This window comes from Mycobacterium sp. NGS29 (assembly GCF_059812965.1).
In genome coordinates, this window is sequence record NZ_JCALDR010000022.1 from 25,719 (window position 1) to 35,431 (window position 9,713).

8 protein-coding genes are annotated in these 9,713 nt (G+C 66.9%); 3 read left to right on the top strand and 5 right to left on the bottom strand.

From position 1 onward, the window contains the following. Nucleotides 1-77: 77 nt before the first annotated feature. Entirely contained in the window at nucleotides 78-1,724 is a 1,647-nt protein-coding gene (locus tag AC5Y5Z_RS22810) for a (2,3-dihydroxybenzoyl)adenylate synthase (protein WP_499927706.1), read from the bottom strand. 189 nt (nucleotides 1,725-1,913) lie between these two features. Here AC5Y5Z_RS22810 and mbtG point away from each other — a divergent pair, with 189 nt between their 5' ends. Next, a complete protein-coding gene (gene mbtG, locus AC5Y5Z_RS22815; RefSeq protein WP_499927708.1) occupies nucleotides 1,914-3,203 on the top strand; it encodes an NADPH-dependent L-lysine N(6)-monooxygenase MbtG in 1,290 nt (429 codons plus the stop codon). Continuing rightward, complete coding sequence (locus AC5Y5Z_RS22820) at nucleotides 3,184-3,399, top strand: MbtH family protein (RefSeq protein ID WP_499927710.1); 216 nt, start codon at nucleotides 3,184-3,186, stop codon at nucleotides 3,397-3,399. Before mbtG ends, AC5Y5Z_RS22820 begins: the two co-directional genes overlap by 20 nt. Nucleotides 3,400-3,415: 16 nt before the next feature. Here the strand turns inward: AC5Y5Z_RS22820 and nbtC are convergent, their stop codons facing one another. From nbtC to AC5Y5Z_RS22840, 4 genes are all read right to left on the bottom strand, one after another. Beyond that, nucleotides 3,416-6,469, bottom strand: a complete 3,054-nt coding sequence (gene nbtC / locus AC5Y5Z_RS22825) for a nocobactin polyketide synthase NbtC (RefSeq protein WP_499927712.1) — start codon at nucleotides 6,467-6,469, stop codon at nucleotides 3,416-3,418. Further along, complete coding sequence (locus AC5Y5Z_RS22830; protein ID WP_499927714.1) at nucleotides 6,470-7,777, bottom strand: beta-ketoacyl [acyl carrier protein] synthase domain-containing protein; 1,308 nt, start codon at nucleotides 7,775-7,777, stop codon at nucleotides 6,470-6,472. It abuts the gene before it with no gap. Further along, nucleotides 7,774-8,535 carry a thioesterase II family protein gene (locus AC5Y5Z_RS22835; RefSeq protein WP_499927716.1) on the bottom strand — a complete coding sequence of 254 codons (762 nt, stop codon included), beginning with the start codon at nucleotides 8,533-8,535 and terminating at the stop codon, nucleotides 7,774-7,776. Before AC5Y5Z_RS22835 ends, AC5Y5Z_RS22830 begins: the two co-directional genes overlap by 4 nt. Nucleotides 8,536-8,655: 120 nt before the next feature. Continuing rightward, on the bottom strand, nucleotides 8,656-9,291 hold the full coding sequence (locus AC5Y5Z_RS22840; RefSeq protein ID WP_499927718.1) for a GNAT family N-acetyltransferase: 636 nt from the start codon (nucleotides 9,289-9,291) through the stop codon (nucleotides 8,656-8,658). A gap of 216 nt (nucleotides 9,292-9,507) precedes the next feature. Between AC5Y5Z_RS22840 and AC5Y5Z_RS22845 the strand changes: the two genes are divergently transcribed. Next, nucleotides 9,508-9,696: a hypothetical protein gene (locus AC5Y5Z_RS22845; RefSeq protein WP_499927720.1), complete on the top strand. Its 189-nt coding sequence runs from the start codon at nucleotides 9,508-9,510 to the stop codon at nucleotides 9,694-9,696. Nucleotides 9,697-9,713 lie beyond the last annotated feature (17 nt).

The following is a 9,713-nucleotide window of genomic DNA, read 5'->3' on the forward strand; positions in this document are numbered from 1 at the left end:
TGTCCCCTTTTTCGGTAGGCGTTACCGGGGATCCTAATTGGATCGGTGTCAGATGAGGCGGAAATTCATGGCGAAAGTCACGGCTGTTCCGCTTGACCGCAGACTTGCGCGACGATCGCTTTCTTATCGACCTTGCCGATCGGGGTGGTAGGCAGCGTCGGCAACGCGACCAGTTGGTCGAGGCGGACGTGGGTAGCCGCACCGCGCTGGTCCAGGTAGGAGTTCAACTCCGTGATCGTCACCGGTTTGCCGGCGAAAACCACAGCAGCACAGATCTTTTCACCAAGACCGGCGTCAGGTACCGGCACAGCGGCGACCGACCGGACCGACGGGTGGCCCAACAGATGCTCTTCGAGGTCCCGGGCGGAGATCGTCTCACCGGCGCGGCAGATGACATCCTTGACCCGGCCGGTGACCACCAGGTTGCCGTCGTCGCGCAACCGGACCAGGTCGCCGCTGCGGTAGAACCCGTGCGGATCGAAGCTGCGCTCGTTGTCGCGCTCGGCACGGAAATAGCCGTTGAGGGTGTAGGGCCCCCGCACCAGCAGTTCACCGTCGGCGCCGGGTGCGACCGGTGCGCCGTCGGCATCGACGATGCGTATCTCGTCGGCCGGGCTCAGCGGTCGGCCCTGGGTGTGCTCCAGCACCTCCGGTGCGTCGTCGAGGCGGGTGAAGTTCAGCAGTCCCTCGGCCATGCCGAATACCTGCTGCAGGCCCGGTGTGAGTGCCGCGCGAATGGCAGCAGCGTCCACGGATTCGAGCTTGGCGCCACCAACTTGCAGCAGCCGCAGCGTCTTTGGTGTCACTGGTTCCCAATCGCAAGCCTGCGCCCACAGATTGGCCAGGGCCGGTACCAAGGCGGTGACGGTGACGCTATGGCGGTCGATGGTGGCGAATGCGGCCTCGGGGCTGGGGTCGGTGCCGAAAACGACGGTGGCGCCGACGCTGATAGCGCCGAGGATGCCGGGGCAGGCGAGCGGAAAGTTGTGCGCGGCCGGCAGTATCGCCAGATACCTGTCGTCCTCGGTCAGGCGGCACAGCGCGGCGCTCGCGGTGGCGTTGTAGACGTAGTCGTCGTGTGTGCGGGGGATCAGTTTGGGCGTCCCGGTGGTGCCGCCGGACACCAGCAACAACGCCGGGCCCGCGGTGTCCACCGCGATGTCCGGGACAGCGCCGTCCGGCAGTGCCGACCACGACAGGAACGGTCCGGGGTCACCGTCGACGACGACGTGCCGCAACCGGGGGTGCCTGGCGACCAGTTGTTCGGCCATCGGACGGTAGTCGAAATCCCCGGCCTGTGCGGCGACGATCAGTCCGACGGCGCCGCTGACTTCGGCGAAATGAGTCAGCTCCGCTGCCCGGTGCCCCGGCAGACACATCACCGGGATGGCACCGGCGCGCAGTACGCCGAACAGGGCGACCGCGAATCGACACGAATTGGGCAGTGCGAGAAGCACCCGATCGCCGGGGGCGATTCCCAGCGACGCCAACCCGGCCGCCGCACGGTCGGCAAGTTCGTCCAGTTCTGAGTAGGTATGGCCAGCGAGCGAGTCGACGACTGCGAGGTGGTCGGGCCGCGTCGCCGCGACCTGGCGCAGCAGGCCGGGCACCGTCTGGCCGGTCCAGTAGCCGGCCGCTCGATACGCGGCGGCCCGGTCCGGGGGAAACGGGATGAAACCGTCCGGGGCGCTGGTCTGGGACGAACGGAAAGGACGTGTAGGCACTCGGCAGCTCCCTTGGGGTGAGCGTGTCAGCCCATCGAATATAAGGTAGCGTACTCAAAAGTTAGGGCAGCCTGAGCTAATTCGGAGGTGGGTCGTGGGCGGCGCGTCATTCGCTGATACGTCAGCGAACCGGCACGGCCAGCCGACAACTCACCAGGCGCTGCGGGCCGCCCCCGAGGCCGGTGCGCGGTGACCTCGACGCTGGCAATCGTCGGCGCGGGCGCCAAAGCGGTGGCCGTGGCGGCCAAGGCGGCGGTGCTGCGCGAAATGGGCATCGACACGCCGGACATCGTGGCGATCGAACGCACCGGGGTGGCGGCGAACTGGCTGCCCGGCGGCGGCTGGACAGACGGTCGGCAACGGTTGGGCACCAGTCCGGAAAAAGATGTCGGCTTCCCGTACCGGTCGGCCCTGGTGCCGGGGCGGGACTCCGAGATCGACGAGCAGATGATGCGATTCAGCTGGCAGTCCTACCTGGTTGCGACGGACCAGTTCGTCGGGTGGATCGATCGCGGCAGGCCGGCGCCGGCGCACGACACGTGGGCACGCTACCTGCGTTGGGTCGCCGAAGTGGCCGGCCTGAAAGTCGTTGCCGGCGAAGTACGCAAGATCTCCATTGACGGATCGCGCTGGGCGATCGGCACGGCCGATTCCACCGTGACGGCCGACTCGCTGATGATGACCGGCCCGGGCCAGCCGGAGCGGTCGATGCTCTCCGGTGATCCGCGAGTGTTGTCCATCGCGCAGTTCTGGGAGCGCGCCGGGCAGCACGACCGCATCGTGGCGGACAGCGTCGCTGTCGTCGGAGGTGGCGAGACCGCGGCCTCGATCCTCAACGAGCTTTTCCACCACCGGGTTTCGGCGATCACGGCGATCTCACCGCAGGCGACGCTGTTCACCCGCGGCGAGGGTTTCTTCGAGAATTCACTGTTTTCCGATCCCGCCGGGTGGCGCAACCTCAGCCATGCCGAACGACGCAATTGCATCGCCCGAACCGATCGCGGGGTGTTCTCCGCGCGGGTCCAGGAGTCACTGCTGGCCGACGAACGCATCAAGCACATGCGTGGGCGGGTGGCTCGAGTTGTGGACAGCGACAACAAGATCTGGATCACCTTGCGCACCGACAACTGTGGTGAACCGCAGGAGACACTGCACCGTTTCGAGCTCGTCATCGACGGGTCCGGTGCCGACCCGCTCTGGTTCCTGCCGGTACTGCACCCCGACACCGTGCGCCTGCTGGAAGCGGAGGTGGGTGCGCCGCTCAACGGGGAACGCCTCGAAGAGGCCATCGGACCCGACCTGGCCCTCTCCGGTATCACTCCGAAGTTCTTCCTGCCCAATCTGTCTGGTGTGAACGAAGGCCCTGGTTTCCCGAATCTGAGCTGTCTGGGATTGCTCTCCGACCGGGTGCTGGGTGCCGAGATCGGGGTCGCCCGGTCGACCGACCGTGGGAGAAGCGATGAGTATCAATCCGTTTGACGACGAGCTGGGCACGTTCTACGTGCTGACCAACGACGAAGATCAGCACAGCTTGTGGCCGACGGCGATCGAGAAGCCCGCCGGATGGCAGGTGGTGTTCGGCGCGGACACCCGGGCGAACTGCCTGGCCTATGTCGAGGACAACTGGACCGACATGCGTCCCAGGACACTTCGCGAAGCGATGGCCCAGGACTGAGACCCAGGTGTGATTTCTAGGCGTCCAGCTTCGCCAGCACGTCGGCGATGGATGCCCCGCCGAGCAGCTCCCCGACCTCGAGGTCGTGATCGAACTCCATCTTGACGCGGCGCCGGAACTCCAAGGCCTGCAACGAATCCAGGCCGATCGCCACCATCGGAGTGCTGGTGTCGATGCTGGCGACGTTGTCGACACCGATAGCCCCGGCCAACAGGCTGAGCAAGCGGTGCGAGACGCCGGTCGGTGCAGTCGATGCGGCGACGGCGCTGACGGTGGGATCTGCCGGGGCCGCATTGGTCAACTGCGACAACAGCGAAGCGCGCCCGCAGGTCTCCAGCACCGACCGCGCCCGGTCCAGGTCGAATGCCGCGACGGCGGCATTCCTGGTCAGCCTCCGCATCCCGACGGCCAGTGCGTCAGCCGGCTGCATCGGTACGACGCCGATACCGGCCAGCATCGCCAGGCCGGACTCGTCGAGATGAACTTGCCAATGCCCCCACTGCACCGAAACACAGTCCAGCCCGCCGGCCCGCAGCTGCTGTGCCAACGCATCGAGCATGCGGTTGCCGGCGGCATACAGTGCCAGTCCACGCCCGCCCACCGTCGCCGACACCGAGGAGCACAGCAGCACCCGGCAGTCTTCGGCCCGCGGGAAAACGCTGAGGACACGCGAGATACCGACGACCTTGGCGCCCAGTGCCGTGGTCACCTGTTCGGCGGTGATGTCCTCGAGTTCCACACCCGAATATTCCACTGCGGCATGAATTATCAGATCGGCCGGGGCGTCCTGATGCTGGTCGGCCAACCGGGAGACCGCGGCTTCGTCGCTGAGGTCGCACGCCGCGACATCGATTCGGGTGGCGCTGGCCGACCGGATCAGACGTAGCCGGTCCGTGACCGCCGGGGTCTCACCGGACCTGTTGACCAGGGTGATGCGCTGGACACCCTGCTGGGCGAAGTACGCGCCGAATTCGAGTCCGAGCTTGCCGGTGCCTCCGACGATCAGCACGTGTCCGGGGACGGCGGCAGTCGGCTCCGCAATGCCTTCTCCGGCCGCCACGATTCGCTTCGCGTACAGGCCGCCGTTGCGCAACGCCAGCTCCGACTCCCCGTCGGTGTGCAGGGCTTTGAGCAACGAGCGCGCCGCATCAGTCGGCGCCGCGTCGACCGGCAGGTCGAGGTGGCGGAAATGCACACCGGGGTACTTGGCGCCGACGCTGCGAAATCCGGCACTGGCCGCGGCGTGAACCAGATCCGGCGGCCCATCTGCGTCGATGACGGCCTCGCCGCCCACGGTCACCAACCAGCAGTGGGCGACCGGCGCGGGGACCCCGTGCCACCAGGTGCGCTCGGCGAAGAAGGCTGCGACCTGATCGGTCGCGGCGGCGGGACCCAGCTCCGGCGATTGCGGTAACAGGATGACCTGGGTGTCGACATCACCGACGGTGGAATCAGGCCCGATCGGGACGGCGGTCGCGCCGAGTTCGGCTGCTGCCGTGCGCAACTCGTTGGCCAACTGTGCGCAGTCACCGGTGTGGTCGATGATGCCGATGGTCCGCGGGCGGGTGAGGGAAAGCCGGCTCAGTCGAACCCACTCTTCGGTGAGCAGTCTCGCGGCCGGGCCCCGGGCCGGCTCGGGCTCGGGCGCCGTCTTCGTGCGGGTGCGGCGCGGCAACACCTCGTCGTAGGGCAGCCACAGCGGGACGTCATTCATCAGGGAGTTGGGGAAGTCGGGCAGCGGCAGCGCTACCGGCCCGTCGTCGTCGACACGCAGTCGATCCCACGGGAAGTCCAGGTCGTGTACCGCCAGTTGTGCCAGGTTACGGGTGAACTCGGCGAGGTCGGCGGCAGAACGAGTGGACGTGCCCACCACCCGGAGGTCGGTGTCCTGACCGGCGAGATTTTCCTGGATGGCCAACTGCAGGGTCGGGTGCTCGGCCAGCTCGACGAACGTATCGGCGCCCAGTCCGGCGGCGGCGGTCATCGCTTTGTCGAACCGGACGGTATTGCGCAGGTTCCAGAACCAGTACTGATCGACCGGAAGGTCCGGGGTGATCGGGACGCCGAGAGTGGAACCGACGCAGTCGATCTCGCTGTCCAGGAACTTCGGATTCTCCAGCTGGTCTTGCGATGCGGTGCGGACCTTGTCGCCGAGCGCGTTGATCAGGCTGGTGTGCGCGGGATACTGGACGCCGATGACCCGGGCGAAAACCCCCCGCTCGGTCAGCGCATCCACGATGTCCTGCACCGTGTCGCGATCACCCGAGATACCGGACATGTTGGGCGAGTTGACAACCGACAGTTCGGCGAAGTCCGAGCAGCGGGCCAGCAGATCAGCACAGCTCTCCCGGTCGGTGGCGACGACCGCCATCGCGTAGTCACCGGACTCGATCTGCTCGGCAGCCTGCGCGCGAATTCCGATGATGCGCACGGCATCTGCCAACGTGATCAGACCCGATACGTAGGCCGCAGCGATCTCGCCCTGGCTGTGCCCGACGGCCACGTGCGGCGTGATCCCGACGGACTGCCAGGCCGCGGCCAGACCGGCCATCTGGGTGAACAACGCCGGCTGAACGGTGCTGGCGTTGCCGTCGACCGTGAATTCTTCGTCGAGCAGGTAATTCAGCGGTGACCGACCGGAAAGCTCGGCGAAGGCCGCCGCGCACCGATCCACTTCGCCGCGGTAGGCCGGGATCCTCTCGTAATAGAGCCGTCCCATTCCGGGGCGCTGACTGCCCTGGCCGGGGAATACGAACGCGAGCCGACGGGCAACCGCCGGCGACACGGTGCGGTGCACCGCAAGATGCTCGCGGCCGTCGCCGATGGCCCGCAATGCCGCCAGCAACTCGTCACGGGTGGCGACCACGGCCAACGCGCGGTGCTTGCGCGCGGCCCGGGTGCGAAACAACATCTGCGTGATCGCCTGAGGTGTCACCTCCGGATGCATCGAGGCGTACGCATGCAGCGCAGTGGCCTCGCCGCGCAGCAGGTCTGCGGTGTCGGAGGCCAGCAGTACCGGCACCGAGCCGTCCGGAAGTCGGTAGGAAACCCCGCAATTGGCCACGGTCACTTATTCACTTCCTGCCGGCGCGGGCATTTCGAGGATGGCGTGCGCGTTGGCGCCTCCCGCGCCGAAGGATGATGTCGCGCCGTAGCGGACGCCGTTGGTGGGTGCCCACTCGTGCACTTTGGTGGCCAGCCGGATCCCGACCAGATCCCAGTCCAGCATCTTGGTCGGATTGTCCGCGTAGAGAGTTGGCGGAATCTGGCCGTGGTGGCCCGCCAGCAGCAGCTTGATCAGGCCGAGAATTCCCGATGCCGACTGGGGATGCCCGATGTTGGACTTGATCGAACCCAGCAGGGCCTCGGATCCGGCGGCACCGTAGGTCTTGAACAACGCGAGAAGTTCCACCGGGTCACCGGCCGGGGTCGCGGTCCCGTGCCCTTCGATCATGCCCACGACGGCCGGGTCGATTCCGGCCGCGTCCAGCGTCTTTCGGACCACTTGTTCCTGCGCTCGTACCCGCGGGACCAGGATCGGCTTGCCTTTGCCGTTGTGGTTGGTACGGATCGCCAGGATGCGTCCGTACACCGGGTGCCCTAATTGCCGTGCGCGCGACTCGCGTTCAACGATCACCATGCCCGCGGCTTCGCCCCACACGGTGCCGCTGGCGTCATTGCTGTAGGCGCGACAATGCCCGTCGTCGGAAAGCGCGTTCAGCCTGGAGAATTCGTAGAACGCACCGGGGGAGCCCATCACGCAGACCCCACCGGCCAGTGCCCAGTCGCACTCATCGGAGGCCACCGCCGACGCGGCCAGGTGTAGCGCGGTGAGCGACGACGCGCAGGCGGTGTCGACGCTGACCGAGGGGCCGGTGAGTCCGAGGCTGTGCGAAATCCTTGCGGCGCCTCCTAATTGGCCCAAGCTGGCGATCCGATGTCCGGTCAACGCGTCGGCCACCGATGCGCGCGGTCCGTACTCCATCGGCGACATGCCGACGAAGCAGCCCACGAATTCGCCTTCCAGCGCCGCGGGATTGATGCCGGTGTTCTCCAACGCTTTCCATGCAAGTCGCATCGCAACACGTTGCTGGGGGTGCATGACCAGCGCCTCGCGGTGGGTGATGCCGAACAGCGTCGGGTCGAATGCCGTTGCCTTGTCCAGGAATCCGCCCGCATCGTGGACCGGACCCCAGCCGTCCATCTCGCTGACCGAGAACAGATCCTCGAGCGGCCATCCGCGATCGCGCGGAAAGGGACCGATCAGCTCCTTGGCCTCGGTCAGGGCCTGCCACAGCGCTGCGGGGGTGTCGATGCCGCCGGGCGCCTCGACGGCCAGTCCGGAGATGACGATGTGGTCGGGACCGCCGTAGGTCATGAGGTCTGCCCGGACTGCCGCAGGTCGCCGGCCAACAGTTCCACGATGGCGTCGATGTGTGTGTCGAGGAAGAAGTGCCCGCCGTCGAACATCGTCACCTCGACGGTGTCGGAGTGCTTGCCCCACCCGTAGAGGTCGCCCAGCGTCACAATCGGATCCTGGTCACCGCCGATCGCGTGGATCGGGGCCCGAACCTTGGTGCCTTCGTCGCAGGCATAGGCGTCGCAGGCTCGGTAATCGGCTTTGATCACCGGCAACGCCAGTCGCATCAGGTCCCGGTTCCCGAAGACGTCGGAATTGGTGCCCTCCAGCGCAGCGAGATGGTCGAGGATCTCCTCGTCGGTCTCGGGGTGGGCCGGCTTGTTCGCCGCGTTGCACGGGGCGACCGCCGCCGAGACGTTGAGTTGTCCGACGTCGACGCCGTTGGCTTCGGCGATCCGGACGAACTCGAACGCCACCCAGCCCCCCATGCTGTGCCCGAACGCGATGACCGGCACGCCGCGGTTGTGATCCGAACGTGCGAACTCCTTGAATGCTCCGGCAGCGATCTCGGGCAGTGAACCCAGCGCTGGTTCGGCGGCGCGGTCCTGCCGTCCGGGGTACTGGAAGACGATCACGCTGAACTTGTCGCTGAGGGCTTTAGCGAAGGTGCGGTAGGCGGATGCGCCGGCGCCGGCATGCGGGAACACCAACAGGGTGGGGTTCTCGGGCGATCCCGGCTTGTAAAACTGCCTGATCCACCCCAGTGTGCGCGGCATGCAACCTGACCTTTCGCCTACTCATTCGCCCACTGCGGGTGCGCAGCGCTTTGCCGGGCCTGCATTCGGCTTGAGCCTAGTCGGACAGCGAGCCATAACTTAGCGAAGGCTAACATAATTTCAACTGGCCCCAGCGTGGGGTGACCCGCCGCCGACATCCATTCGGTGCAGGTCGACGACCTGCTGGGGGTGATCGTCGGGCCGATCGCGGACCATCAGGACGGCCCGCTTACCGGGCAGGTCGAGCTCCCCGGCGCGATGAAACCCGGCACGCTCGAACGTCCGGATGGACCTGAGATTGCCCACGTCGGGCTCGGCGACCACTCGCGGGGACCGCGGGTCGGCATCGAGTTGCCAGTTGGAGACGGTGTGTAACAGTTCCGCGGCCAGGCCCCGCCCGCGGTGCTCGGTCGGTCCGAGCAGTAGATGGACGCCGAGGTCGTGCTCGCGGGCGGCGTAGTGCCCGGCGAGTGGATCAAGGTCGGCGCGGTAGAGCTCCCAGTAGCTCATCGGCGTACCGTTCAACAACCCGAGGTACGGCGTGGAGTGCGCGCTGTGATCCTGGTCGAGCAGGTAGGACCGGACCCGATCGCGCTCCCACCCCTTCTGCCAGTACCGGGCCACTGGAGGGTCGTTCATCCAGCCGTGCATCAGGGTGAGGTCGCGGTCGACCTCGAGGCGTCGCAGCGCGAACTCACCCACCTGCGCGCCGAGATCCACCTTGGCGCAACGCTGGTGCAGATCGCGCGCGTTCACGCCGGTACCTCCGCCGTTTCAGGGACGTTCCACCCGTTTTTCCCGGGCGGGCAATAGCCGACGGGGTGCGCGGATGGTCGCATTGATTATCGCGCCAGCGCGACGGCCGCGGGAACTGGGTAACTTAGCGAAGGCTAACATAATCTGCTGTAGCTACACCGGGTCGACCACACCTACCAGGACAGAACGGGGGTCCGTCTGATGCGAACGGTGCCGATGGCAGTGCTCGAGCCGCGGTACGGTGGTGCGCCGGGTCAGGTGATCGTGCCAAAGTGGGGTGGCGCGGCGATGTCCGGTCCGGGGGGCTACCGCGGCACCAGAGGCGTCCTGCCGACGCGTGGTCGGGCCGCGTTCCGCGGGCACGAGCTCCTCTCGCGCGGCGGTTGTCTGGCCGATCCGGCATAACGGCGAGCTGAAACCCA